The organism is Kineococcus terrestris (genome assembly GCF_041020755.1).
GTDB lineage: Bacteria > Actinomycetota > Actinomycetes > Actinomycetales > Kineococcaceae > Kineococcus > Kineococcus terrestris.
In genome coordinates, this window is sequence record NZ_JBEUEI010000009.1 from 1 (window position 1) to 25,078 (window position 25,078).

22 protein-coding genes and 1 rRNA gene are annotated in these 25,078 nt (G+C 78.4%); 22 read left to right on the forward strand and 1 reads right to left on the reverse strand.

From position 1 onward, the window contains the following. Positions 1-6: 6 nt before the first annotated feature. Positions 7-123: ribosomal RNA gene (gene rrf / locus AB8M62_RS07295) — 5S ribosomal RNA — on the forward strand. Between the two features lie 184 nt (positions 124-307). On the opposite strand, the gene AB8M62_RS07300 is transcribed toward rrf, so the two are convergent. After that, the gene (locus tag AB8M62_RS07300; RefSeq protein ID WP_369069108.1) at positions 308-1,540 is read right to left on the reverse strand and encodes a DUF1015 family protein; all 1,233 of its coding nucleotides are present in this window, start codon (positions 1,538-1,540) and stop codon (positions 308-310) included. A gap of 92 nt (positions 1,541-1,632) precedes the next feature. On the opposite strand from AB8M62_RS07300, the gene AB8M62_RS07305 reads away from it, so the two are divergent. From AB8M62_RS07305 to AB8M62_RS07405, 21 genes are all read left to right on the forward strand, one after another. Further along, positions 1,633-2,049, forward strand: a complete 417-nt coding sequence (locus AB8M62_RS07305) for a tetratricopeptide repeat protein (RefSeq protein ID WP_369054019.1) — start codon at positions 1,633-1,635, stop codon at positions 2,047-2,049. Further along, the gene (locus tag AB8M62_RS07310; protein ID WP_369069109.1) at positions 2,046-3,173 is read left to right on the forward strand and encodes an HAD-IIA family hydrolase; all 1,128 of its coding nucleotides are present in this window, start codon (positions 2,046-2,048) and stop codon (positions 3,171-3,173) included. The genes AB8M62_RS07305 and AB8M62_RS07310 overlap by 4 nt, the downstream gene beginning before the upstream one ends. Before the next feature lie 9 nt (positions 3,174-3,182). Continuing rightward, entirely contained in the window at positions 3,183-3,380 is a 198-nt protein-coding gene (locus AB8M62_RS07315) for a hypothetical protein (RefSeq protein ID WP_369054022.1), read from the forward strand. Next, on the forward strand, positions 3,380-4,189 hold the full coding sequence (locus AB8M62_RS07320; protein WP_369069110.1) for a TlyA family RNA methyltransferase: 810 nt from the start codon (positions 3,380-3,382) through the stop codon (positions 4,187-4,189). The genes AB8M62_RS07315 and AB8M62_RS07320 overlap by 1 nt, the downstream gene beginning before the upstream one ends. Beyond that, entirely contained in the window at positions 4,186-5,097 is a 912-nt protein-coding gene (locus tag AB8M62_RS07325) for an NAD kinase (protein ID WP_369054025.1), read from the forward strand. The genes AB8M62_RS07320 and AB8M62_RS07325 overlap by 4 nt, the downstream gene beginning before the upstream one ends. Beyond that, positions 5,094-6,992 (forward strand): DNA repair protein RecN, encoded by a 1,899-nt coding sequence (recN, locus tag AB8M62_RS07330; protein WP_369069111.1) that lies wholly within the window; start codon positions 5,094-5,096, stop codon positions 6,990-6,992. Before AB8M62_RS07325 ends, recN begins: the two co-directional genes overlap by 4 nt. Before the next feature lie 133 nt (positions 6,993-7,125). Then, on the forward strand, positions 7,126-8,334 hold the full coding sequence (gene steA / locus AB8M62_RS07335; protein ID WP_373694880.1) for a putative cytokinetic ring protein SteA: 1,209 nt from the start codon (positions 7,126-7,128) through the stop codon (positions 8,332-8,334). Between the two features lie 79 nt (positions 8,335-8,413). Further along, complete coding sequence (locus AB8M62_RS07340; protein WP_369054027.1) at positions 8,414-9,508, forward strand: copper transporter; 1,095 nt, start codon at positions 8,414-8,416, stop codon at positions 9,506-9,508. Beyond that, entirely contained in the window at positions 9,505-10,389 is an 885-nt protein-coding gene (locus tag AB8M62_RS07345) for a hypothetical protein (RefSeq protein ID WP_369054029.1), read from the forward strand. Before AB8M62_RS07340 ends, AB8M62_RS07345 begins: the two co-directional genes overlap by 4 nt. 53 nt (positions 10,390-10,442) lie before the next feature. Then, positions 10,443-12,128 carry a lipid II flippase MurJ gene (locus AB8M62_RS07350; protein WP_369069112.1) on the forward strand — a complete coding sequence of 562 codons (1,686 nt, stop codon included), beginning with the start codon at positions 10,443-10,445 and terminating at the stop codon, positions 12,126-12,128. Further along, entirely contained in the window at positions 12,115-13,287 is a 1,173-nt protein-coding gene (locus tag AB8M62_RS07355; protein WP_369054031.1) for a glycosyltransferase family 4 protein, read from the forward strand. The genes AB8M62_RS07350 and AB8M62_RS07355 overlap by 14 nt, the downstream gene beginning before the upstream one ends. Positions 13,288-13,298: 11 nt before the next feature. Next, positions 13,299-15,035: a CTP synthase gene (gene pyrG / locus AB8M62_RS07360; protein WP_369054033.1), complete on the forward strand. Its 1,737-nt coding sequence runs from the start codon at positions 13,299-13,301 to the stop codon at positions 15,033-15,035. Beyond that, on the forward strand, positions 15,032-15,709 hold the full coding sequence (locus tag AB8M62_RS07365; RefSeq protein ID WP_369054035.1) for an NUDIX domain-containing protein: 678 nt from the start codon (positions 15,032-15,034) through the stop codon (positions 15,707-15,709). Before pyrG ends, AB8M62_RS07365 begins: the two co-directional genes overlap by 4 nt. Before the next feature lie 130 nt (positions 15,710-15,839). Continuing rightward, the gene (locus tag AB8M62_RS07370; RefSeq protein WP_369054036.1) at positions 15,840-16,847 is read left to right on the forward strand and encodes a tyrosine recombinase; all 1,008 of its coding nucleotides are present in this window, start codon (positions 15,840-15,842) and stop codon (positions 16,845-16,847) included. Between the two features lie 286 nt (positions 16,848-17,133). Further along, a complete protein-coding gene (locus tag AB8M62_RS07375; RefSeq protein ID WP_369054163.1) occupies positions 17,134-17,988 on the forward strand; it encodes a ParA family protein in 855 nt (284 codons plus the stop codon). A 169-nt stretch (positions 17,989-18,157) separates the two neighbouring features. Beyond that, on the forward strand, positions 18,158-20,746 hold the full coding sequence (locus AB8M62_RS07380) for an AMP-binding protein (protein ID WP_369069113.1): 2,589 nt from the start codon (positions 18,158-18,160) through the stop codon (positions 20,744-20,746). Between the two features lie 62 nt (positions 20,747-20,808). Beyond that, a complete protein-coding gene (locus AB8M62_RS07385; RefSeq protein WP_373694881.1) occupies positions 20,809-21,693 on the forward strand; it encodes a segregation and condensation protein A in 885 nt (294 codons plus the stop codon). Between the two features lie 125 nt (positions 21,694-21,818). Next, a complete protein-coding gene (scpB, locus tag AB8M62_RS07390; protein ID WP_369054166.1) occupies positions 21,819-22,520 on the forward strand; it encodes an SMC-Scp complex subunit ScpB in 702 nt (233 codons plus the stop codon). A 9-nt stretch (positions 22,521-22,529) separates the two neighbouring features. Further along, positions 22,530-23,525 carry a pseudouridine synthase gene (locus tag AB8M62_RS07395; RefSeq protein ID WP_369054039.1) on the forward strand — a complete coding sequence of 332 codons (996 nt, stop codon included), beginning with the start codon at positions 22,530-22,532 and terminating at the stop codon, positions 23,523-23,525. A 24-nt stretch (positions 23,526-23,549) separates the two neighbouring features. Next, positions 23,550-23,912 carry a chorismate mutase gene (gene aroH / locus AB8M62_RS07400; protein WP_369054040.1) on the forward strand — a complete coding sequence of 121 codons (363 nt, stop codon included), beginning with the start codon at positions 23,550-23,552 and terminating at the stop codon, positions 23,910-23,912. A 7-nt stretch (positions 23,913-23,919) separates the two neighbouring features. Continuing rightward, a complete protein-coding gene (locus AB8M62_RS07405; RefSeq protein ID WP_369069114.1) occupies positions 23,920-25,032 on the forward strand; it encodes a prephenate dehydrogenase in 1,113 nt (370 codons plus the stop codon). Positions 25,033-25,078 lie beyond the last annotated feature (46 nt).

A 25,078-nucleotide genomic window follows, 5' to 3' on the forward strand; every position in this document is an offset into this window, starting at 1 on the left:
CCGTGGTCCGGTGGTCATAGCGGTGGGGAAACGCCCGGCAACATTCCGAACCCGGAAGCTAAGCCCACCAGCGCCGATGGTACTGCCCGGGAGACTGGGTGGGAGAGTAGGACACCGCCGGCCACACTTCTTCGAGCAAGGGGTGTCGGTCCCTGGTACCACCCCGCGCGGGGTGGGTACCGGGGACCGGCACCCCTTCCTCGTTCCCCGGCACGGTTCTGCCGTCACCGGAGACCGTCCGCGGGCGTCCCCACGTCCGGCCGTATTCGTACCAGCGATCACGGTATTGCCAGTGCAGTGGTCCGTGTCACCGCAGGCGCAGCACCGCGCCGGCCAGCGGCTTGGGGGCGAACGACGTCGTCTTGCGCCCCAGCAGGCGCCCTCTCCGCACCGTGGCGGCGATCCGCGACAACGGCACGCTCGGGAGCAGGACCACGGCCACCTCCTCCGAGACCGCCGCCAGCGCCGAGCCGGTGTCGGCGGTGAACCGCACGCTCTCCGGCTCGACACCCGCCCGGACCAGCGCCTCGTCCACACAGGCGCCCGCTCCCGCCTCGACCCCGCCGTCGGTGAAGCTCAGCAGGCACGCGCCGGTGCTCGTCACCAGCAGGGCGTCCAGCTCGCCCGTCAGCTCGCGCGCGGTCAGCCGCGCCGCGTCGGCGGGGTCGGACAGCGGTCCGCCCCGGACCTCCCGGACGTCGACGGCCAGCGCGCGCAGCACCGGCACGGCCCGCGCGGGCACCGACCGGTGCAGGGGACGCAGCGCGAGGGGGTGCGCCTGGTCGTCGACGACCGCCACCAGGAGCTCTTGCGGCACGCCGGTGGCCTCGAACTCCGCGCGCACCGCGGCGTAGCGGTGGTGACCGTCGGCGACGACCAGGTCCACGTCGCGCAGGTCCTCCGCCACCCTCCGCACGACGTCCTCGTCGTCGAGGCGCCAGACGTCCACCGCGACGCGCACGCCACCGCCGTCGCTGGTCACCGCGCCCGCCACCGGGTGCCCGTGGCGCTCCGCGGCCCGCACGAGCTCCGTGGCCGCCGGCGCCCCGCCGCCGTGCACGAGCAGGACCGGTTCCGAGTCGACGCCCGTCTCCCGCAACCTCTCCCGCCGCGACCGGACCACGTCGGGGAAGACCGCCTCGTGCGGGTGCACCCGCGCGCCCGTGCCCGCGTCCACCCGCAGGGACGCCAGGAGGAAGCGGTGCTCCGCACCCGCCCGGCGCTGGCGCACCACGTACAGCGAGGGCCCGTCCTGCACGAGGGCGCCCTCGGCCAGCCACCGGTCCACCGCCCGGCCCGGGGCCGGGTCGTTCTCCGGGCGCTCCAGCCGCGTCACGGCCCACGGGGAGGCCTGCAGGCGGGCCGCGCGCGCCGCGCGGGGCAGGTCGGTGTGCGGCGGGGCCAGGACGGAGCCCAGGTCGCCGACGACGTCCGGGACGTAGCGCAGCCCGCGGAAGGGCCGCAGCGGGGCGTCGGCGCCGGCGGGCGACGCTCCGGCGGGAGGAGCCTCGGCGCGCGCCCCCTCGCGCCCTCCCGTCACGCGGCGCATCCTACGGTCGAGGCCGCGGCGCCCGTCGCGCCGGCCACCCGAACCCGTCCAGCGCGTCGTCCAGGTCGAGAGGAGGCCGTCCCGTGCCAGCGAGCCACCAGGAGGGCAAGCCGTCCGGAGGTCCCTACGAGTGGCTGCAGCGCGGGCTGGCGCTGCTCGCCGGCGGGGAAGCCGCGGCCGCCGCCACCCTGCTGTCCCGCGCGCACGCGGAGGAGCCCGGCTCGACAGGGGTGCTCGAAGCGCTGGCCCGCGCCCAGTACGACTCCGGTGACGTGGCCGCCGCCGCCGACTCCTTCGAGCGCCTCGCCCGGGCCCGCCCGGCCGACGACTACGCTCACTTCGGTCTCGGGCTGAGCCTCAGCCGCCTCGGCCGCTTCGGCCCGGCCGCCGAGCACCTGGCCATGGCCCACGCCATGCGCCCGGACCGGCCCGAGTACGCCGACCGCCTGCGACAGGTCCGCGCCACGCTCGCCGCGCGGCAGACACCGGGGAGCCCGTGACCACCACCGCCACGACCAGCACCACGACCAGCGCTGCGGCCAGCGGCCCACGGCCCGCCGACCGGTCCGGGCCGGTGCTGGCGGGGAGCGCGGGGCCGCTGCTGGACGCCCACGACACGCTCCTGCTGGACCTGGACGGGGTCGTCTACGTCGGCCCCGACGCCGTCCCGCACGCCCCCGCGGCCCTGGCCGCCGCCCGGGAGGCGGGGGTGCGCCTGGCCTACATCACCAACAACGCCGCCCGCACCCCCGACGTGGTCGCCGCCCACCTGCGCGAGCTGGGCGCACCGGCCGACGACGACGACGTGGTGACGTCGGCGCAGGCGGCGGCCCGGCACCTGGCCGCGACCCTCGCCCCCGGCTCGCCCGTCCTGCTGGTGGGCGGACGGGGCCTGCGGGTCGCGCTCACCGAGGTGGGGCTGCGGCCCGTGGACAGCCTCGCGCAGGAGCCCGCGGCCGTCGTGCAGGGCTTCTCCCCGGACATCGGCTGGAAGCTGCTGGCCGAGGCCACCCACGCGGTGCGCTCGGGGCTGCCGTGGACGGCGAGCAACCTGGACCGGACGGTGCCCACCCCGGGTGGGCCGGCGCCCGGCAACGGACTGCTCGTCGAGCTGGTCGCCGCCGCCGCGGGGCGCCGGCCCGGCACCGTGTGCGGCAAGCCCGAGCGGGCGCTGTTCGACGAGGCGGTGCGCCGCACCGGCGCCCGCAGCGCCCTCGTGGTCGGCGACCGCCTGGACACCGACCTGCAGGGCGCCCGCACCGCCGGGCTGCCGGGTCTGCTGGTCCTCACCGGCGTCACGGGCGTCGCCGAGCTGGTGGCGGCCGCACCGCACGAGCGGCCCACCGCCGTGGCGCACGACCTGCGCGGCCTCCGGGCCGAGCACCCCGGACCCGAGGTCGGCGGCGACGCCTCCGCGGTCACCGCGCGCTGCCGCGACGCGCGGGTGGAGGTCGCCGACGGCGTCCTGCGGGTGGTCTCCTCCGCGCCGGGACCCGACGGCCTGGACGTCCTGCGGGCCGGGGCCGAGGCGTGCTGGTGGACCGCGGACACCGGCGCACCGCTGGACCCGGACGCCGCCGCGGCGGTCCTGCGCGAGCACGTGGCTGTCGGGACCGGCTCGTAGAGTTGCCGCGTGACCGACCGACCCGTCCCGGGCCCGCCCCGCGACCCCTCCCGGCCGAGCCCCGCCGAGGCCGCCGCGGACAGCGCCCTGGAGGACGCGCTGGAGCGGCTGGAGGCCCTGCGGGGGGTCCCGGTGCACGAGCACCCGGACGCCTTCGCCGAGGTGGACCGCGCGCTGCGCGAGCGCCTCGCGGCGGCCGAGGACTGATGGCGCGCAGGCAGCGGCTCGACGCCGAGCTGGTCCGGCGCGGCCTGGCGCGCTCGCGCCAGCAGGCCGGGGAGCTCGTGGCGGCCGGCCGCGTGCGCGTGCAGGGCAGCACCGCGGCCAAGCCGGCCACGCAGGTCGACCTGGCGGCCGCCATCGTCGTGGAGGGCGGCGCCGACGGTGACGACTGGGTCAGCCGCGGCGCGCACAAGCTCCTCGGGGCGCTGGACGCCTTCGCCGTGCCCGTCACCGGCCGGCGCTGCCTCGACGCCGGCGCCAGCACCGGCGGCTTCACCGACGTCCTGCTGCGCCGCGGCGCCGGGCACGTCGTGGCCGTCGACGTCGGCTACGGGCAGCTGGCGTGGTCGCTGCGCCAGGACCCGCGCGTGACCGTCCTGGAACGCACCAACGTGCGCACCCTCGACCCCGCCCTCGTGGCGCCCGCGCCCTCCCTGGTCGTGGCCGACCTGTCCTTCATCTCCCTGACCCTCGTCCTGCCGGCCCTCGTGGCCTGCGCGGCCCCGGAGGCGGACCACGTGCTCATGGTGAAGCCCCAGTTCGAGGTCGGGCGCGAGGCGCTCGGCACCGGCGGCGTCGTGCGCAGCGCCGCGCTGCGCGCCGACGCCGTGCGCAGGGTCGCCGACGCGGCCGCGGCCGCCGGTGCCGGGGTGCGGGGCGTGGCCGCCAGCCCGCTGCCCGGGCCCAGCGGCAACGTGGAGTACTTCCTGCACCTGGCCGCCGGCGCCCCGCCGCTGGACGAGGACGAGCTGGCGCGCGCCGTCGCCGAGGGCCCGCAGGCGGGGCTGGCGTGAGCGCCCCCGACGAGCGCCACAGCGTCCTCGTGCTCGCCCACACGGGGCGGGCCGAGGCCGTCAGCGCCCTGGTCGAGGTGGTGCGCCGCTTCGCCGCGGCGGGGGTGCGCACCCTGATGACCCACGAGGAGGCCGCCGCCCTGGGGCCCGGCGACCGCCGCCTCGTCACGGCGTGCGAGCTGTCCGGGGCCGTCGCCGACGCCGACATGGTCGTCGTCCTGGGCGGCGACGGGACCATCCTGCGCGCGGCCGAGCTGGTGCGCGGGACGCCCACCGTCCTGCTGGGCGTCAACCTCGGCCACGTCGGCTTCCTGGCCGAGGCCGAGCGCGAGGAGGTCACCGACACCGTCGCGCGGGTCGTCGCCGGCGACTACCGCGTCGAGGAGCGCATGACGCTCGACGTCGTCGTGCTGCGCGACGGGGAGGTGGTCTCGCGCTCCTGGGCCGTCAACGAGGTCTCCGTGGAGAAGGCCAGCCGCGAGCGGATGGTCGAGGTCGTCGTCGACGTCGACGGGCGGCCGCTGAGCACGTTCGGCGCCGACGGCGTCATCGCGGCCACGCCCACCGGTTCCACCGCCTACGCCTTCTCCGCCGGCGGGCCCGTCGTCTGGCCGGAGGTCGAGGCGCTGCTGGTCGTGCCGATCAGCGCGCACGCCCTGTTCGCCCGGCCGCTGGTCATCGCGCCCACCTCCGTGGTGGGCGTGGAGGTGCTCCCCGGCCCCAGCGGCGGCGGGGTCGTCTGGTGCGACGGGCGGCGCACCTTCGAGGCGCCCGCCGGCTGCCGGGTCGAGGTGCGCCGCTCGGCGACCAGCGTGCGGCTGGCGCGGCTGAGCCGCGGGCTGTTCACCGACCGCCTCGTCGCCAAGTTCGGGCTGCCCGTGCAGGGCTGGAGGGGACCGCGCGCGTGATCGAGGAGATCCGGATCCGCCACCTGGGGGTCATCCGCGACGCGCGCCTGCCGCTGGGACCCGGGCTGACCGTCGTCACCGGTGAGACCGGGGCCGGCAAGACCATGGTCGTCACCGGGCTCGGGCTGCTCATGGGCGCGCGCGCGGACGCCGCTGCCGTCCGCGCGGGCGCCGACAGCGCCGTCGTCGAGGGCCGCCTGCGCGTCGACCCCGACGGCCCCGTGGCCGCCCGCGCCGCCGAGGCCGGCGGCGAGGTCGAGGACGGCGAGCTGCTGGTGGCGCGCGCCGTCGGCGCCGGCGGCCGCAGCCGCGTCCACGTCGGCGGCCGCGCCGCGCCCGTGGGCGTGCTGGCCGAGCTGGCCGAGCACCTCGTGGCCGTGCACGGGCAGACCGAGCAGCTGCGCCTGCGCTCGGCCGCCCAGCAGCTGCGCGTCCTGGACGCCTTCGCCGGGTCCGCGGTCGCCGCCGACCTGGCCGCCTACCGCGAGCAGCACGCCCGCTGGCGACGGCTGGCCGCCGAGCACGACGACGTCGCCTCCCGCACCGCCGAGCGCGCCCGCGAGGCCGAGCTGCTGCGCTTCGGCCTGCACGAGGTGGAGGCCGTGGACCCGCAGCCCGGCGAGGACGTCGCGCTGCGCGAGGAGTCCGAGCGGCTCGGGCACACCGAGCTGCTGCGCACCGCGGCGGCCACCGCTCACGAGGCCCTGGCCGGTGAGGCCGGCGGCGCCGACGAGGCCGTGGGCGCCGCGCGCGCCGCGCTGGCCCCGGCCGCCGAGCACGACCCGGCGCTGGCGGCGCTGGCCGGGCGCGCCGACGAGCTGGCCTACCTGCTCACCGACCTGGCCACCGACCTGGCCGCCTACGCCAGCGCGGTCGAGGCCGACCCGGCGCGCCTGGCCGCCGTGGAGGAGCGGCGCGCCCAGCTCGCGGCGCTCGTGCGCCGCTACGCGCCCGCCGGCGGGCCGGACGCCCCGGAGGGGGTGGCCGGCGTGCTCGCGTGGGCGCGCACCGCCGCCGAGCGGCTGCTCGACCTCGACGACGACGGGCGCCTGGAGCGGCTGGCGGCCGAGCGCGACGCCGCGCACGAGCAGGCCCGCGCGACCGCCGCGCGCCTGGGCCGGGCGCGCCGGGAGGCCGCCCGCCGCCTGGAGGAGCGCGTCGCGGCCGAGCTGACCGCCCTGGCCATGCCCAGCGCCCGCCTCGCCGTCGCCGTCGAGGAGACCGCCGAGCTCGGCCCGCACGGGGCCGACGCGGTCGAGCTGCAGCTGGCGGCGCACTCCGGGGCCGCGCCCCGGCCGCTGGCCCGCGGCGCCTCCGGCGGTGAGCTCTCCCGCGTCATGCTGGCGCTCGAGGTCGTCCTGGCCGGCGCCGACCCCGTGCCGACGATGGTCTTCGACGAGGTCGACGCGGGGGTCGGCGGCCGCGCGGCCGTCGAGATCGGCCGCCGGCTGGCCCGGCTGGCCCGCACGACGCAGGTCCTCGTCGTCACCCACCTCGCCCAGGTCGCGGCCTTCGCCGACGCGCACCTCGTCGTCGTCAAGACCGACGACGGCAGCGTCACCGAGTCCGGGGTCGTGGCGCTGGACCACGACGGCCGGGTCGAGGAGCTGGCGCGCATGCTGTCCGGGCGCGGCTCGGGGACCGCCCGCGCGCACGCCGAGGAGCTGCTGCGCGCCTCCACCCTCGACGACGGCCCCGCCGCGGGAGACGACGTCCCGGCCTCCGCGGACACCCCTCCGGCCGCCCCCGCGGATGCCCCCGCGGACGCCCCCGCGGACGCCCCCGCGGCGGAGCCGTCCGGGGGCCGGACGGGGCGCGCGGGCTCCACCGGTCGCGGCCCGGCGCGTGCACCGCGGGCCCGCGCGCCGCGCGTGCGACCATCGACGCCGACGTGAACGGCCGGCCGCACCACCGTGGACGGTGGACGGCCGGGCGCGCCGGCGCGGTGAGGACCCGCGGTGCGGCGGGAGGTGCGGTCGCTGGCGCGGCCGGGGACGTGCGGCGGGTGGGGGACGGGGTGGAGGGCGCGTGGTGAGGCGTCGGCGCGGGCGCGCCGCGGCGCAGTCCCCCGAGACCGGTGCCGCCGGCGCGGTGCGGGCCACCGCCCGCGTGGACCGGCGCACCAAGCGGCTGACCAAGCGGTTGCGCCCGGGCGAGGTGGCCGTCATCGACCACCTCGACCTCGACCGCGTCTCGGCGGAGGCGCTGGTCGCCTGCGCCCCGGCGGCCGTCGTCAACGCCGCCGCCAGCACCTCCGGCCGCTACCCCAACCTGGGCCCGGAGATCCTCCTGGCCGCCGGCGTGCCCGTCCTCGACGCCGTCGGCGAGGACGTCATGGCCGCCGTGCGCGAGGGGCAGCGCGTGGAGCTGGCCGGGGACGCGCTGTCGGTGGACGGCCGGGTCGTCGCGCGCGGCCGGCGGCTGAGCGCCGAGCTCGTCGCCGCGGACATGGAGGCCGCCCGGGCGGGCCTGTCCCTGCAGCTGGAGGCGTTCGCCGCCAACACGATGGAGTACCTGCGCCGCGAGCGGGACCTGCTGCTGGACGGCGTGGGCGTGCCCGACATCGCCACCGACCTGGAGGGCCGGCACGTCCTCGTCGTGGTCCGCGGCTACCACTACAAGGAGGACCTGGTCACGCTGCGCCCCTACGTGCGCGAGTACCGCCCGGTGCTCATCGGCGTCGACGGCGGCGCCGACGCCATCCTCGAGGCCGGCTGGAAGCCCGACATGATCGTCGGCGACATGGACTCCGTGTCCGACGCCGCGCTGCGCAGCGGCGCCGAGGTCGTCGTCCACGCCTACCGCGACGGCCGGGCACCCGGCCTCGACCGGGTCCGCCAGCTCGGCATCGACCCGGTCGTCTTCCCCGCCACGGGCACCAGCGAGGACGTGGCGATGCTGCTGGCCGACGACAAGGGCGCCACCCTGATCGCGGCGGTGGGCACCCACGTCACGCTCGTGGAGTTCCTCGACAAGGGGCGCGCCGGCATGGCCAGCACGTTCCTGACCCGCCTGCGGGTGGGCGGCAAGCTCGTCGACGCCAAGGGCGTCTCGCGCCTGTACCGCTCGCGCGTGTCCGACGCGCAGGTGCTGGTGCTCGTCCTGGCCGGTGTCCTGGCGCTGGCCGCGGCGCTGCTGGTCACCCCCACCGGGCAGGCGATCCTGGCGGTGACGGGCGCGCGGCTGGAGACGTGGTGGGCGGCGTTCGTCAGCTGGCTGCCCTGGACCGGCCCGTGACGCGCCGGCCGCCGGCCCGCGGGCCCGCCGCCCCGGCCCGTCCCGCCCGTCCGACCCGTCCCCGCCCCGGAGCTGCCTGGTGATCGACTTCCGCTACCACGTCGTCTCGCTGGTGTCGGTGTTCCTGGCGCTCGCGGTCGGCATCGTGCTGGGCGCCGGCCCCCTCAACGAGGGGATCTCGGTGGGCATCACGGACCAGGTGCGGCAGCTGACGCAGGAGCAGGAGCAGCTGCGCACCGAGCGCGACCAGGCGCAGGCGGCCCTCGCCGCGCGCGAGGAGTGGGCCGCCACCGTCGCACCGGCCCTGGTGGCCCGCCAGCTCGGCGGTCGCGCGGTCGCCGTCGTGGAGCTGCCGGGGGCCGACGCCGACGTCACGGACGAGGCCGTGGCCGTGCTGGAGGCCGCCGGCGCCACGGTCGCGTCGCGGGTCGCCGTCTCCGCGGACTGGGTCGACCCCGCCCTGGCCGCCGACCGCGCCGACCTGGCCGGGCGGCTGAGCGCCGCGCGTCCCGGCACCGGCGCCGGCGCCGGGGAGGGTGGCGACGAGGGCGCCCAGCAGGACGCCGGTGCGCCGGACGAGGACGGTGCCGCGCAGGACGGCGGTGGCGGTGACGGCGGTGACGGCGGTGACGGCGCGGCGGCCGGCGGCGACGAGGGGGCCCAGGACGTGCTGGCGGGGGCGCTGGCCGCCGCGCTGGTCGTCCCCGACCTCGGGACCGAGGCGCCCGGCCCCGTCGCCGGCGAGGGGTTGCAGGCGCTGGTGGACGCCGGCCTGGTCGAGGTGCGCGGCGAGCCCGCGGGACCCGCCAGCCTGGCCCTGCTCGTGGCGGGTCCCGCCCCCGACGTCGAGGGGGACGCCGAGGCGGCCGAGGCCGCCGAGGCCGGCGCCGCGGCCTGGACGACGCTGGCCGCCCGCTTCGACGCGGCCTCGGCCGGTGCCCTGCTGGCCGGCCCGGCGGGGTCGGCGGACGAGGGCGGCGCCGTGGCGGCCGTGCGCGCCGACGCGGACGTGGCCGGGGCCGTCAGCACCGTCGACGACCTGGACTCCGCGAGCGGCCGGGTCTCGGCCGTCCTCGGGCTGCGCGAGCAGCTGAGCGGTGACGCCGGCCAGTACGGCACCGCCTCGACCGCGGACGCGCTCAGCCCGCCGCTGCCCGCGGTGGCGGCCCCGTGAGCGCCGCGGGCGCCGCGCGCGCCGCCGCGGCCGCCGGCCTCGCGCTCGCGGCCGGGCGGCGGCTGCGCCGGGCGGTCGCGGACGGGCCGGTGCCCGGCGGGCGGGAGCGCTGGGAGCGGACCAACCACCGCGGCGACGCGGTCACCCTGCTCGAGGGTCCGGTCGCCGCGCTGGCGGCGGCCGCCGGCTGCCTGGCCGCCCCCGGCCGCTGGCGGGCCGCGGGCCTGGTCGCCCTCACCGGCGGTGCGCTGCTCGGCGCCGTGGACGACCTGGCCGAGCGGCGCGGCGAGCGGGACGCGGGGGCCCGGGGCCTGCGCGGGCACCTGGCGGCGCTGCGCGCGGGCCGGCTGACGACGGGGGCCGTGAAGGTGGCGGGGCTGGCCGCCACCGGCCTGGCCGTCGCGGCGCTCACCGAGGGCGCCGGCCCCGTGCGCTCGGCGGGGCCGGCGCGCGCGACCGGGCCCGGGGGGACCGGGGCACGGGTGGCCGGTGCCCTGGTCGCCGGCGCCCTCGTCGCCGGCAGCGCCAACCTGCTCAACCTCTTCGACCTGCGCCCCGGCCGCGCCCTGAAGGTGGTGCTGCTGGCCGCCGCGCCGCTGGCGGCCGGTCCCGCGGCGCCGCTGGCGGCCGCGGCCACCGGGTCCGCCGCGGCGGTGCTCGGCGACGACCTGGCCGGGCGCAGCATGCTGGGCGACACCGGTGCCAACGCGCTCGGGGCGCTGCTGGGCACCGCCGTGCTGGCCCGCTGCGGCCCGCGCGGTCGCGGCGCCGTCCTCGCCGTCGTCGTGGCCCTGACGCTGCTCAGCGAGCGGGTCAGCTTCACCCGCGTCATCGAGGCGGTGCCCGCGCTGCGCGAGCTCGACCGGCTCGGTCGGCCCTGAGCCGGCGCGCCGGCACCCTGGCCGGGGCGGTCGCCTCCGTCGCGCTGCTGACGGTGGCGGCCCGCCTGGCCGGGTTCGGGCGGCTGGTCGCCTTCTCGCAGACCGTCGGCGACACCTGCCTGGGCACGGCCTACCAGACGGCCAACCAGGTGCCCAACGTCCTGTTCGAGGTCGTCGCCGGCGGCGCGCTGGCCGGGGTGCTGGTCCCGGTGCTGTCGGCGCGGCTGGCCTCCGGCGACGCCCGCGAGCGCGCCGCCGCCTCCCGCACGGCCTCCTTCGCGCTGACGTGGAGCGTGCTGGCGCTGGTCCTCGTGGCGGGGCTGGCGGCGCTGCTGGCGCGGCCGCTGATGAGCTGGTTGCTGGCCGGCGGGGCCGCCGAGGAGTGCCGCGGCCTGGTCGGCACGGGGGTGCTCATGCTGTGGGTGTTCCTGCCGCAGGTGCCGCTGTACGCGGTGGCCGTCGTCCTGGCCGGCGTCCTGCAGGCGCAGCAGCGCTTCACCGCGCCGGCCGCCGCGCCGCTGGTCTCCAGCGTCGTCGTCGCCGGCGCCTACCTGCTGACCGGGCGGCTGGCACCGGCCGCGGTGGTCTCGGGCGACGACCTGGCGGACGTGCCGGCCGCCGCGCTGGCGGTGCTGGCCGGCGGCACGAGCCTCGGGGTGGTGGCGCTCGCGCTGACGCACGCGCCGGCGCTGCGCTCGGCGGTGCGCTGGCGACCGGCGCTGACGCCCGCGCCCGGGGACGGGCCCGTCCTGCGGACCCTGGCGCTGTCGGGGCTGACCGTCCTGCTGGCCCAGCAGGTGGTCGCCGTGGCGGTCACCCGGCTGGCCAACGACGGCGGCGCGGGCGCGGTGAACCGGTGGAGCTACGCGTGGGCGCTGTTCCTGCTGCCGTACGCCGTGCTGGCCGTCCCCGTGGCCACCGCCGTCTTCCCGCGCCTGGCGCGCGCGGCCGGGACACCGGCCGCCGCACCCGCCGGCGCCCCGGCCCCGCAGGACCCGCAGGACCCGCAGGATCCGCGGGACCCGCGGGCCGGGGACGCGGAGGACTTCGCGCCCCTGGTGGCGCGCACCGCGCGCACGGTCGTCGTCGTCAGCGCCGCCGGCGCGGCGGCGCTGGCCGCGGTGGCGCAGCCGGTGGCCGCGGTCTTCGTGGTCGTCAGCGACGTCGGCTCGGGGCTGTCGGGGGACCTGGCCGGTGCCCTGGTCGCCGCCGCGCCCGGCCTCGTCGGCTACGGCCTGCTGGCGCTGCTCACCCGGGCGCTGTACACGGTGGGCGGGGGCCGGGCCGCCGCGCTGGCCACCGTGGCCGGGTGGGCGCTCGTCCTGGCCGCCGCCGTGGTCGCCGCGCGCGCCCTGCCGCCGGAGCGGCTGGTGACGGGCTTCGCCGCCGCGCACGCGCTGGGCCTGTCGCTGGCCGGGCTGCTGCTGGCCCTGGCGCTGCGCCGCCGGCGCGGGGCGGCGACCGTGGCGGGGGTGGCCCGCACGGTCGCGCTGGCGGTGCCCGCGGCCGCCGCGGCCGGAGCGGGCGGTGCGGGCACGGCCGCGGCGCTGGGCCCGGGGCTGGGCGGCTCGCTGCCGGGGGAGGTCCTCGTGGCCGCCGCCGCGGCCGCCGTCGCCGGGGTGCTGGTGCTGGCACTGCTGCGGCTGCTGCTGCCGGGGCAGGTGGCGCCGCTGCTGGCCGCGGCCGGGCGCGTGCTGCCCGGCCGGGTGCGCCATGCTGCCCGGCGTGGCGGGCGCTGAGGGCGGGGGCACGGCGGGGACCGGAGCGGGCCCGGCGGGGGAGCGGGCGCGCGTCGTGCTGGTGCTCGGCAGCAGCGCCGGTGGCGTCGGCCGGCACGTGCACGCGCTGGTCGGGGCCCTGCGCGCGGACGGGTCCGTCGCCGTGGCCGCGCCCGCCGCGACGCTGGAGCGCTTCGCCTTCGCGGCCGCCGGGGCGCTGACGGCGCCGGTGGAGGTCGGGGCCTCGCTGCACCCGCTGCGCGACGCGCGCGCCGCCGCCCGCCTGCGCGCCCTGCTGCGCCGCGCCCGGCCGCAGGTGGTCCACGCGCACGGGGTGCGCGCCGGGCTGGTGGCGCTGCTGGCGGTGCGCTCCCTGCCGCGCCGCCCGGCCCTCGTCGTCACCCTCCACAACGCCGTCCTCGGCTCGGGCCGGCGCGCCGCGCTCGGGCGCGCGGTGCAGCGGCGCGTGGCCGCCGGCGCCGACGCCGTGCTGGGCGTGTCCGGCGACCTGGTGGCGCAGGCCCGCGCCGCGGGGGCGGCCGCGGCCGAGCGCGCCCTCGTGCCCGCCCCGCCCACCGCCCCGGCCCGCGAGCCGGCCCGGGTGCGGGAGCGGGAGGGGCTGGGAGAGGCCCTGGTCGTCCTGGCGGTGGCGCGCCTGGCGCCGCAGAAGGGCCTGGACGACCTGCTGACGGCCGCCGCCTCGCTGCCCGCGCGGGTGGGCGGTCGCGACGTCGTCGTCCTGCTCGCCGGTGACGGGCCGCTGCGCGCCGCGTTGGAGCGGCGGGTGGCCGCCGAGCGGCTGCCCGTGCGCCTGCTGGGCGCGCGCGCGGACGTGCCCGACCTGCTCGGCGCGGCCGACGTCGTCGTCAGCGCCAGCGTCTGGGAGGGGCAGCCGGTCTTCCTGCAGGAGGCGCTGCGCGCGGGGGCGGCGGTCGTGGCCACCGACGCCGGCGGCACGGGCGAGGTGACGGGCGCGGCCGCGGACCTCGTGCCCGTGGGCGACCCGCCGGCCCTGGCCGCGGCCCTGCGGCGGCTGCTGGCCGACGACGCGCTGCGCGCCGAGCGGGGTGCCGCGGCCCGGGTGCGGGCCGCGCAGCTGCCCACCGCCGAGGACGCGGCCGCGCAGGTGCGCGCCGTCCACGCCCGCGCGGTGGCCCACCGGCGCGCCCGCGTCGGGTAACCTCGAAGTCCGTGGCGAACCGCACCTCCTCCGAGTCCTCGACCCAGCAGATCTTCGTGACCGGAGGGGTGGCGTCCTCCCTCGGCAAGGGGCTCACGGCCTCCAGCCTCGGCCGGCTCCTGCGCGCCCGCGGTCTGCGGGTCGCCATGCAGAAGCTCGACCCCTACCTCAACGTCGACCCCGGGACGATGAACCCGTTCCAGCACGGCGAGGTGTTCGTCACCGACGACGGCGCCGAGACCGACCTGGACATCGGCCACTACGAGCGCTTCCTCGACGTGCGCTTCGACGCCTCGGCCAACGTGACCACCGGCCAGGTGTACTCCTCGGTGATCGCCAAGGAGCGGCGCGGGGAGTACCTGGGCGACACCGTGCAGGTCATCCCGCACATCACCAACGAGATCGTCGACCGGATGCGCGCGCAGGCGCGCGAGGACATCGACGTCATCATCACCGAGGTCGGCGGCACCGTCGGCGACATCGAGTCCCTGCCGTTCCTGGAGGCCGCGCGCCAGGTGCGCCAGCGGCTGGGCCGCGACAACGTGTTCTTCGTGCACGTCTCGCTCGTGCCGTACATCGGGCCCAGCGGGGAGCTGAAGACCAAGCCGACGCAGCACTCGGTGGCCGCGCTGCGCAGCATCGGCATCCAGCCCGACGCCATCGTGTGCCGGGCGGACCGGGAGATCCCCGAGAGCGTCAAGCGCAAGATCGCCTCGATGTGCGACGTGGACGACGAGGCCGTGGTCGCCGCCATCGACGCGCCGTCGATCTACGACATCCCCAAGGTGCTGCACCGCGAGGGCCTGGACGCGTACGTCGTGCGCAAGCTGAACCTGTCGTTCCGCGACGTGGACTGGACCGCGTGGGACGACCTGCTGCGCCGCGTGCACAGCCCCCGCCGCCGCGTCGAGGTGGCCCTGGTCGGCAAGTACATCGACCTGCCCGACGCCTACCTGTCGGTGACCGAGGCGCTGCGCGCCGGGGGTTTCGCCGAGGACGCCAAGGTCGACATCCGCTGGGTCGCCTCCGACGACTGCGCCACCCCCGCCGGGGCGCGCAAGGAGCTCGCCGGGGTCGACGCGGTGTGCGTGCCGGGTGGTTTCGGGGTGCGCGGCATCGAGGGCAAGCTCGGCGCGCTGCGCTGGGCGCGGGAGAACCAGGTGCCCACGCTGGGGCTGTGCCTGGGCCTGCAGTGCATGGTGATCGAGTACGCGCGCACGGTCGCCGGCCTGGCCGACGCCAGTTCCACCGAGTTCGACCCGGCCTCCACCGCGCCCGTCATCGCGACGATGGCCGAGCAGCGCGACATCGTCGCCGGCGAGGGCGACCTGGGCGGCACGATGCGCCTGGGTTCCTACGACGCCGTCCTGCAGCGGGGTTCCGTGGTGGCCGCCACCTACGGCAGCGAGCGCATCTCCGAGCGGCACCGGCACCGGTTCGAGGTGAACAACGCCTACCGCGAGCAGCTGGCCGCGGCGGGCCTGGTGTTCTCCGGCCTGTCCCCGGACCGGGAGCTGGTGGAGTTCGTCGAGCTGCCCGCCGAGGTGCACCCGTACTACGTGGGCACGCAGGCCCACCCGGAGTTCAAGTCGCGCCCGACGCGGGCGCACCCGCTGTTCTCCGGCCTCGTGGCCGCCGCCCTGGACCGCCAGCGCGCCGAGACGCTGCTGGACGTCGAGCCCGAGCCGGTGCCGGACGGCACGGAGCAGGCGGCGGAGCAGGAGCTGGCGCAGGGGGCCCGCGCGTGAGCGGTCCCGACGCGCTGGACCTGCCCGTCGCGACGGGCGGGGACCTGGCCGACGCCCTCGCCGAGCGGCCCACCGAGCTCGTCGAGACGGTGTTCCGCGGGCACGTGTGGGACGTCGTGCGCGAGCGGGTCGAGCTGCCCGGCGGCCGCTCGGTCACCCGCGACGTGCAGCGCCACCCCGGTGCCGTGACGGTGCTGGCCCTCGACGACGCCGAGCGCCTGGTGCTGGTGCGCCAGTACCGCCACCCGGTGCGCCGGGAGCTGTGGGAGCTGCCGGCGGGCCTGCTGGACGTGGCGGGGGAGCCGCCGCTGACCGCGGCGCAGCGGGAGCTGGCCGAGGAGGCCGACCTGCGCGCGGCGGACTGGGCCGTGCTCGTGGACTGGTTCAACTCCCCGGGCGGTTCCAGCGAGGGCAACCGCATCTACCTGGCCCGCGGTCTGAGCGCCGTGCCGGAGGCCGAGCGGCACGAGCGCGAGGACGAGGAGCGCGACATGGTCGCCGTCCGCGTCGGGCTCGACGGGGCCGTGCGGGCGGTGCTGGACGGCCGCCTGGCCAACCCGGGCACCGTCATCGGCGTGCTCGCGCTGGCGGCCGCGCGCTCGGCGGGCTTCTCGACGCTGCGCCCGGCCGACACGCCGTGGACGCCGGGGCTCGCGGGACCCGACCGCTCCTGAGGGCGTCGCTAAGGTCGGTCGGGTGCTCACCGGTGGACCAGCGCCCGCCCTCGACGGGGCGCCGTCGTCCGGGCCGGCGTCCGCGACCCCGTCCGCGGGCCGGTCCGCGGCGGGGCCCCTGGAGGCGGCCGTGCGCGACTACCTGGCGCACCTGCGCGTCGAGCGGGGCCTGAGCGAGAACACCCTGGGCGCCTACCGGCGCGACCTGGCCCGCTACGTGCGCTTCCTGCGCGCCCGGGGGGTCGCCGACCCCGGGCAGGTGGAGGAGGCGGCCGTCAGCGCGTTCGTCGTGGCGCTGCGCGACGGCGCGGACGGCGCCGCGGCGCTGACGGCCAGCTCCGCGGCCCGCACGGCCTCGGCCGTGCGCGGCTGGCACCGCTTCCTGCTGGCCGAGGGCCGCACCGGCCGGGACCCGTCGGTGCAGGTGCGCCCGCCCGTGCCGCCGCGCCGGCTGCCGGCGGCCCTGACGGTCGACGAGGTCGCGGCCCTGCTGGAGGTGGCCGGGGCCGGCGACGGGCCGGTGCCGCTGCGCGACAAGGCCCTGCTGGAGCTGCTGTACGGCTCGGGCGCGCGCATCAGCGAGGCCGTCGGCCTGGACGTCGACGACGTCTCCGAGCAGGTCCTCGGCGAGAGCGGCGTGGTGCGCCTGCGCGGCAAGGGCGGCAAGGAGCGCGTCGTGCCCGTCGGCTCCTACGCGCGGCGCGCGCTGGAGCAGTACCTGGTGCGCGCCCGTCCCGCGCTGGCGGCCGCTGGCCGCGGCGGGGCGGCGCTGTTCCTCAACAGCCGCGGCGGGCGGCTGTCGCGGCAGAGCGCGTGGGCCGTCCTGCAGGCGGCCGCCGGGCGCGCCGGGACCACCCGCACCGTCTCCCCGCACACGCTGCGGCACTCCTTCGCCACCCACCTGCTGCAGGGCGGGGCGGACGTGCGCGTCGTGCAGGAGCTGCTGGGGCACGCCTCGGTGGCGACCACGCAGGTGTACACGCTGGTGACGGTCGACTCGCTGCGCGAGGTGCACGCCGGGACGCACCCGCGCGCCCTCGCGGTGCCGCGGGCCTCGATCGACCTGACGGGGGACGCGGCGGGGGACGCGGTGGGCGTCGTGGCCGGGGGTGTGACCGCCGCGCCGGCGGCGGACTAAGGTCGAGCGCGCCGCGCCCGGCGCGCCAGCCGCGACGGAGCAGCTCGCCACGACGTCCCCGACCGCCCGAGGAAGTGCCGCACCCGTGACCAGCGAGTACCCGCCGCCCCGCCCCGCCAGCCCGGCCGAGGGCCCGGTGCCGGGAGACCCCGGGCTGGTCGGCACCCACCCGCCGCACGCCGAGCAGCCCGGGGACGGGCGGCCCGCCGTGGGCGGGGACGGCGCGGCCCCGGCGGACGCTGCGGTGGAGACGGCGCCCGCCGCCGGCCGCGACGTGCAGGCGCAGATGGAGCTCGGCCCGCAGCACGGCCCGACGGGCAGGCCGCTGCCGTCCTTCCCGGTGCCCGCGCCCCTGCACCAGCACGGCCCCGCGCGCGTCATCTCGATGTGCAACCAGAAGGGCGGCGTCGGCAAGACGACGACCACCATCAACCTGGGGGCGGCGCTGGCCGAGTACGGCCGGCGGGTCCTGCTCGTCGACTTCGACCCCCAGGGGGCGCTGTCGGCCGGGCTGGGCATCAACCCGCACGAGCTGGACGCGACGGTCTACCAGCTGCTCATGGAGCGCGGCACCGACGTGCGCTCGGTGATCCGCGAGACGCAGGTGGCGGGTCTGGACCTGCTGCCGGCCAACATCGACCTGTCGGCGGCCGAGGTGCAGCTGGTGGGGGAGGTGGCCCGCGAGAGCGTCCTGGCGCGGGCGCTGCGCCCGGCGCTGGCCGACTACGACGTCGTCCTCATCGACTGCCAGCCCTCGCTGGGCTTACTGACGGTCAACGCCCTGACGGCCTCGCACGGGGTGGTCATCCCGCTGGAGTGCGAGTTCTTCGCGCTGCGCGGGGTGGCGCTGCTGGTGGAGACGATCGAGAAGGTGCAGGAGCGGCTGAACCCGGCGCTGGAGATCGACGGGATCCTGGCGACGATGTACGACGGGCGCACGCTGCACAGCCGCGAGGTGGTGACGCGGGTCGTCGACGCGTTCGGCGACGACGTGTTCCACACGGTCATCGGCCGCACGGTGAAGTTCCCCGACGCCACCGTGGCGGCGGAGCCGATCACCTCCTACGCGGGCAGCCACCCGGGGGCGGAGGCCTACCGGCAGCTCGCGCGCGAGCTCATCGCGCGCGGCGACGCCGCCTGACGCGACGCCCCGCGCAGCACCCGGCTGATCGACGCTGCGTGAGGTCATCTCGACGGGGCGCGACAACGCGGCGGCTGGGCGGGCGAACCCGCTGCCGAGCACCCCGTCGGCGCTCCACCGCGCCGGTCGGCGGGCTATCGTCCCCTGCGTGCTGCCAGGGGGGGAAGCCGTGGACCAGGACGTGCTCGACACCGCGGGAGGGCTCGCGGGACTGCCGCCGCTGACGGAGGAGCGCGCGCAGGGGGACCTCGTCCCCCGGATCGTGGAGGTGGCGCTCGCCCTCGTCGACGAGGTCGTCGCCGCCGACGCCGAGGACCGCATGACGGGCGGTGAGCTGCTCGGCCGGGCCGCGCAGGTGCGCGCCGCCGTGCTGGCGCGCCAGGAGCCTGGCCGGCCCGTGGCCGTGCTGCGCGGGCACGACGTCGGTGCCGTCGCCGCGATCGTCGGCGTCGTCGCGGCCGGCTGCCCCGTCGTCGTGCTGGACCCGACGACCCCCGCCCCGCGGCTGCGCCACTACGTGGAGGCCTCCGGGGCCGTGCTGTGCATCAGCGACGCCGAGCGCCGCGGCACCGCCGTCCAGCTGGCCGGCGAGGTCGTCGACCCGGACGCCGACGCGGCCGGGCGCCCCGACCCCGTCACCGCCGCCGACGCGCTGCTGGGCACGCCCGCGGGCCCGCACGACGCCGCCCTGATCGTCTACACCTCCGGCTCCACCGGCGCCCCCAAGGGCGTGGCGTGCGACCACCGCTCGGTGCTGCACGACGCCTGGGTCAACTCCGTGGGCACCGGCTGCTACGGCCCGGGCAGCGTCGTGGTTCACCTGCTGCCCATGGCGTTCAGCGCCGGGGTCTGCATCACCCTGGCGTGCCTGCTGACCGGCGCGCGCCAGGAGCTGTTCGACCCGCGCCGCCGCTCGGTCGCCCAGCTGCCGGGGTGGATGCGCGAGGTCGGCGCCGACGTCCTGCTCGCCAGCCCGGCCATCCTGCGCGGCGTGCTCGCCGCGCTCGGCCCGCAGGGGCGCCTGGAGGGCCTGCGCTCGGTGACGATGGCCGGCGAGACCGTCCACGGCGCCGAGCTGGCCGCCGTCCGGCGCGCCGTCGGCCCCGACTGCGTGCTGCGCAACCGGTACGGCTCCACCGAGACGTGGCTGATGAGCGAGTACGCCCTGCGCGCCGACGACCCCGCCCCCGAGGGCGCCACGCCGGTCGGCTGGGCCGTGCCCGGCGCCCGCCTGCAGGTGCGCACCGAGGACGGGCAGCTGCTCGACGAGGGCACCGGCCGCGTGGTGCTGACCAGCCGCTGGCTGGGCGGCAGCTACTGGCAGGACCCCGAGCGCACCGCCGAGAGCTTCACCGACCACCCCGACGGCACCCGCTCCTACCTGACCAGCGACGTCGGGACCCTGGCCGCCGACGGGTGCCTGCGGCTGCTGGGGCGCACCGACCACAGCGTCAAGGTGCGCGGCCTGCTCGTCGAGCCCGGTGAGATCGAGGCCCTGCTGTTCGCCCAGCCCGACGTGCGCGAGGCCGTCGTCGTCGGCCGTCCCTCGCCGCGCTCGGGCCGCACGGCCCTGGTGGCCTACGTCGTGCCCTCGGGCCCGCGCCCGCAGGCCTCGGCCGTGCGGGCGGTGGTGCGCGAGAACCTGCCCTCGCACATGGTCCCCGAGCACGTGGTGTTCCTCGACGCCCTGCCGCGCACCGACCGCGGCAAGCTCGACCGCTCGGCGCTGCCCGAGCCCGCGGTGAGCACGGCCCCCTTCGAGGTGCCCCGCTCCAGCTGGGAGGAGATCGTCTTCGAGCACTTCTGCGCGGTGCTGGAGCTGGAGGAGATCAGCGTCCACGACGACTTCTTCGAGCTGGGCGGCGACTCCCTGGCCGCGGAGGCCCTCGTCACGCGCATCGCCTCCCTGGAGGGCGACGCGGCGGCCGCGACCAGCACGGTCACCACGGCGCTGCTGGCCGCCAACCCGACGGTGGCGACCTTCTCCGCGGCCGTGCGGCAGCGGGGCCGCGACGTGCGGCCCACGTTCGTGCCGCTGCGCCCGCAGGGCACCGGCACCCCGCTGTTCGTCGTCGCCGGCGCCGGCAGCGCCGCGCTGGCCCTGCGCACGCTCGCGCAGCGCGTCGAGGCCGACGTGCCCGTGTTCGGGCTGCAGGCCAACGGCCTGGAGAACCGCGCCCTGCCCGACTGGTCGGTGCAGCGCATCGCCCGCCGGCACGTGGCCACCGTGCGGGCGCAGCAGCCGCACGGGCCGTACCGGATCGCCGGGCACTCCCTGGGCGGGCTGATCGCGCTGGAGATGTGCCACCAGCTGCGCGCGGCCGGCGAGGAGGTCGAGCTGCTCGCGGTCGTCGACTCCTTCCCGCCCGACCCCTCGCTGATGCCGCGCCCGGAGCGGGCGACGCTGTTCGCCAAGGCCAAGGAGGCGCTGTCGCTGGCCCTGACCGGGGTGGTCCCGCACCCCGGTCTCGGCCACTACGTGCGCTTCTTCCGGCAGGGCATGTTCATCCAGCAGCGCTACACCACGAAGCCCTACGACGGGCGCACGCTCGTGGTGGTCGCCGCCGACGACGAGGACGCGGCCGCCCGCCGCCAGTGGTCGCGGCACCTGACCGGCGAGGTGCGGCTCGTGGAGGTGCCGGGCGAGCACATGTCGATCCTGCGCGAGCCGCGCGTGGGCCGCGTGGCGCAGCTGGTCACCGAGGCCCTGCAGGACGCGCCGGCGCCCGAGTCCTCCGGGGCCCGGCGCACCCCCTGACGCGCCGCTGACCGCGCGCCGCCCGGCCGGACCGGGCGGCGCGCGGCGCTACCGTGGGCGCCGTGCCGGCCGCCCCCGCAGTCCCCGACGACAGCCCGGCCGGCCTGCGGGCGGCCCGCCCCGCCTTCCGGGTCCACCTCGACAACTTCGAGGGGCCCTTCGACCTGCTGCTGGGGCTGATCACCAAGCACCAGCTCGACGTCACCGAGGTCGCCCTGTCGGCCGTCACCGACGAGTTCATCGCCCACCTGCGCGCGGCCACCGCCCGCGAGGAGGAGTTCGACCTCGACGAGGCCAGCGAGTTCGTCCTCGTGGCCGCCACCCTGCTCGACCTCAAGGCCGCGCGGCTGCTGCCGGCCGCCGACGTGGAGGACCCCGAGGACCTCGCGCTGCTGGAGGCCCGGGACCTGCTGTTCGCGCGGCTGCTGCAGTACCGCGCCTACAAGCGCGTCGCCGAGCTGCTCGCCGAGCGCCACGCGCGCGCCTCGCGCAGCGTGCCGCGCGCGGTCGCGGTCGAACCGCGCTTCGAGCGCCTGCTGCCCGAGCTCGTCCTCACCGTCACCCCCGAGCAGCTGGCGGCCCTCGCGGCGCGCGTGCTGACGCCCCGCCCGGTGCCGCTGGTCGCGCTGGACCACCTGCACGCCAGCGCCGTCAGCGTGCGCGAGGAGGCCGGTGTCGTCGTCGCGCGGCTGCGCGCGCGGGGGGCCGCCACGTTCGCCGACCTGGTGGCCGACGCGGGCGACGGCGAGCACGGCGTCCTGGTGCGGGTCGCGCGGTTCCTGGCGGTGCTGGAGCTGTTCCGCGAGCGGCGGGTGCGCCTGGAGCAGGAGGAGGCCCTCGGGGTGCTGCTCGTGCGCTGGGACGCCGACGCGGTGGACGCGGGCGGTGCCGGTGACGGCGTGCCGGCCGGTGTGGACGAGTTCGACGGCGCCGGGCCGGACGCGTGAGCGAGGGGGAGGACGTGGCGCAGGACGTGGCGCAGGACGTGGCCGACGACGTGCGGGACGTGGTGCGGGACGGTGGGGCCGACGACGAGGGCCGGCGCCTGCGGGCGTCGCTGGAGGCGGTGCTCATGGTCGCCGACGAACCGGTGCGCGCGGAGTCGCTGGCGCGCGCGACGGGGGAGTCGGCCGACGAGGTCGACCTGCTGCTGCGCGAGCTGGCCGGCGAGTACGCCGAGCAGGGCCGCGGGTTCGAGCTGCGCGAGACGTCGACGGGCTGGCGGGTGTACTCGCGCCCGGAGCACGCCGAGGTCGTCGAGGCGTTCCTGCTGGACGGGCAGACGGCGAAGCTGACGCAGGCGGCGCTGGAGACCCTCGCGATCGTCGCCTACCGCCAGCCGGTCAGCCGCTCGCGCGTGGCGGCCGTGCGCGGGGTCAGCGTCGACGGGGTGGTGCGCACGCTGCTCACGCGCGGCCTGGTCCGCGAGGTGGGGGTGGAGGCCACCTCGGGCGCCACCCTGTACGGCACCACGGAGGAGTTCCTGCAGCGGATGGGGCTGGACAGCCTCGACGACCTGCCCGCGCTCGCCCCGTTCCTGCCCGAGGAGGTCGGCCCGGAGGACCTGGACCCGCCGGAGGTCCTCGCCCCGCTCTCCGCCGAGCCCTCCGCCGAGCCCGCCGCCGAGCCCGCCGCCCCGCCGCCGGACGGGGAGGCCGCCGCGATGGGGGAGGATGGTGCCCCGGCCGGTGCCGCCGCGGCGCCGGGCGCCGGGGGCCCGCACCGCCCCGAGCACGCGGAGCGCTCCGAGCGCTCCGAGACCCCCACGTCCTGAGGAGCACCGATGAGCCCGTCCGCGCCCCGAGGAGGCGGCGGCCCCCGCCGCTCCGGCGGCCGCGGCGCCGCGGGGGGCGGTCGCCCGTCCCGCGGGTCCGCCGCCCGCCCCGCCCGCAGCACCCCCGGCAAGAGCACCGGCGGCAAGAGCACCGGCGGCAAGCCGCCGCGCGAGCGCCGCGGCGCCGCCAAGCGGATGACCGACGAGATCGCGCCCGCCCCGCAGCCGCCCCGCCGCGGTCCGGGCGCGGCCGCGCCCCGCGGGGGGCAGGTGCACGACCCCGAGGGCGTGCGGCTGCAGAAGGTCCTGGCGATGGCCGGCGCCGGCTCGCGCCGCGCCTGCGAGGAGATGATCGCCGCCGGCCGCGTCACGGTGGACGGCGAGGTCGTCACCGAGCTCGGCGTGCGCATCGACCCGCGCACGCAGGTCGTGCACGTGGACGGCCTGCGCTTCGCCGTGGACGACGACCTGGTCTACATCGCCGTGAACAAGCCCAAGGGCGTCGTGTCGACGATGTACGACGAGCAGGGCCGCCTGAACCTCGCCGACATGGTCGGCCCGCGCGAGGAGCGCCTGTTCCACGTCGGCCGCCTCGACATGGACACCGAGGGCCTCATCCTGCTCACCAACGACGGGGCCCTGGCGCACCGCCTGCAGCACCCCTCCTACGGGGTGCCCAAGACGTACCTGGCGGAGGTGCGCGGGCCGGTCAAGCGCGACCTGGGCAAGGCGCTGCGCGAGGGCGTGGAGCTGGAGGACGGCCCCGTGGCCGTGGACTCCTTCCGGCTGGTGGACTCCAAGCCGGGCTACGCGCTCGTCGAGGTCGTCCTGCACGAGGGCCGCAAGCACGTCGTGCGCCGACTGCTGGAGGCCGAGGGGTACCCGGTGCTGAAGCTGGTGCGCACGCAGCTGGGCCCGATCGTGCTGGGCGACCTGAAGCCCGGCAAGAACCGGCGGCTGACGCGCGGGGAGCTGCAGCAGCTGATGGCGGTCGCCGGGCTCTGAGCCCGGTGTCGGTACGGTGAGCGCGTGGCGGTGCGGGCGGTCCGGGGTGCGGTGCAGGTGGACGTCGACGAGCGGGACGAGGTCCTGGCGGCGACGCGGGAGCTGGTCACCGAGGTGGTGCGGCTCAACGAGCTGGACCTCGAGGACTTCATCAGCGTGATCTTCACCTCGACCGCGGACCTGGTCTCGGAGTTCCCGGCCGTGGCGGCGCGCGAGCTGGGGATGGGCGACGTGCCGCTGATGTGCGCGCGGGAGCTGGAGATCGAGGGCTCCATGCCGCGGGTCATCCGCCTCATGGCGCACGTGGAGACGCCGCGCACGCGCGCGCAGGTGCGCCACGTGTACCTGCGCGGCGCGGTGGCCCTGCGCCGGGACATCGCCCAGTGACCGCCCCGTGACGCTCGACGCGTCCGCGCCGGCGGGCACCAGCGGCACCGTGCGCGTCGTCGGCTCGGGGCTGCTGGGCGCCTCGGCGGGGCTGGCGCTGCGCGCGCGCGGCGTCGACGTCGTGCTGGAGGACACCTCTCCGACGGCGGCGGCCCTGGCGCGCGACATGGGCGCCGGGCGGCTGGCCTCCCCGGACGACGACCCGGCCGTGGTGCTCGTGGCCGCCCCGCCCGACGTGGTCGCCGGGGTGGTGGCCGACGAGCTGGCCGCGCACCCGCGGGCGGTGGTCACCGACGTCGCCAGCGTCAAGGGTGGGCTGCTGACCGAGCTGCGCGCCCGCGGCGCTGACCTGACCCGCTACGTGGGCGGGCACCCGATGGCCGGGCGGGAGCGCTCGGGCGCCGTGGCCGCCCGCTCGGACCTGTTCGCCGGGCGGCCGTGGGTGGTCGCCGCCGGCCCCGAGGCCGCCCCGGAGGCGGTCACCGTGGTGCGCCGGCTGGCCACCGACTGCGGCGGGGTGCCCGTGGACATGCCCGCCGACGAGCACGACGAGGCGGTGGCGGTCGTCTCGCACGCCCCGCAGGTGGCGGCCAGCCTGGTGGCCGCGCGGCTGCGCGACGCCCCCGAGCGCGCCGTCGTGCTGGCCGGGCAGGGCCTGCGGGACGTCACCCGCATCGCCGGCAGCGACCCCGTCCTGTGGGCGCAGATCCTCGCCGCCAACGCCGGCCCGGTGGCCACCGTGCTGGAGCAGGTGCGCGACGACCTGGAGGAGGTCGTGGCGGCGCTGCGCTCGCTGGAGGTGGACCCGGCCGCGGCGGGCGCGCGCGGGCGGCTGGCGCGGGCCGTGGCCGAGGGCCGCGCCGGGCGCGAGCGCATCCCCGGCAAGCACGGCAGCGCACCCGTCGTCTACGCCACCGTCGTCGTCGTGGTGCCCGACCGCCCGGGGGAGCTGGCCCGGCTGCTGGCCGACGTCGGCTCGGCCGGGGTGAACCTGGAGGACCTGCGGCTGGAGCACTCCGAGGGGCAGCCGGTCGCCCTGGCCTCCGTGGACGTCGTCCCGGCCGCCGCCGAGCCGCTGGAGGCGGCGCTGCGCGAGCGCGGCTGGACCGTGCCCCGCTGACGTGCCCCGCTGACGTCCCCGCTGACGTCCCCGCTGACGTCCCGGT

What these genes read in the sequence shown, in the direction of transcription:
- AB8M62_RS07320 (WP_369069110.1), top strand. Translation starts at nt 3,380, where the DNA reads ATGGCGCGCAGGCAGCGGCTCGACGCCGAGCTGGTCCGGCGCGGCCTG.
- AB8M62_RS07375 (WP_369054163.1), top strand. Translation starts at nt 17,134, where the DNA reads ATGGAGCTCGGCCCGCAGCACGGCCCGACGGGCAGGCCGCTGCCGTCC.
- scpB (WP_369054166.1), top strand. Translation starts at nt 21,819, where the DNA reads ATGGTCGCCGACGAACCGGTGCGCGCGGAGTCGCTGGCGCGCGCGACG.
- AB8M62_RS07395 (WP_369054039.1), top strand. Translation starts at nt 22,530, where the DNA reads ATGAGCCCGTCCGCGCCCCGAGGAGGCGGCGGCCCCCGCCGCTCCGGC.